This window comes from Nostoc sp. UIC 10630, from assembly GCF_010747425.1.
Taxonomy (GTDB): Bacteria; Cyanobacteriota; Cyanobacteriia; order Cyanobacteriales; family Nostocaceae; genus Nostoc.
On the sequence record NZ_JAAGOG010000494.1, the window covers coordinates 1 to 408 of the forward strand.

The 408-nt window shown below is 38.5% G+C and carries 1 pseudogene; it reads right to left on the reverse strand.

Annotation, left to right across the window (positions count from 1 at the left end):
- Nucleotides 1-181, reverse strand: a pseudogene (locus tag G1O98_RS38565) (hypothetical protein); the annotation flags it as partial.
- Between the last annotated feature and the right edge of the window lie 227 nt (nucleotides 182-408).

Consider the following 408-nt stretch of genomic DNA (forward strand, 5'->3'; position numbering starts at 1 on the left):
CAATTGGCGATCGCGCTTCTATAATAATCTTTGTCCGTAATATTTCTTCTGGTGTATCTTCTGGTGGCGGTAATGCTATAACGACTGATGATGTCCAATAGCCACTTACCACAAAAAAAGTTGCACTAATCACAAACAAGCTCAGAAATTTTACTGCCTTTCTCGCTTTAACTCTCCCCATATCCTGAACTGCATTCACAACGCAGCATGAAAATCTATTTCCCAGTACCAAATTCCCAAAGTTATAAATTTTCCCAATAAAAATCTGGCAATATCAAGAAACATCACTAGGTCTGTCCTAATACAGAATAGACTACAGGGAATGCTCTTGAGCAATTGCCAGCGATCGCAATGAATTCTTTTGTCCTCTCAAAACTCAGGAGTTTAAGCTATTCCAAACACTAAATC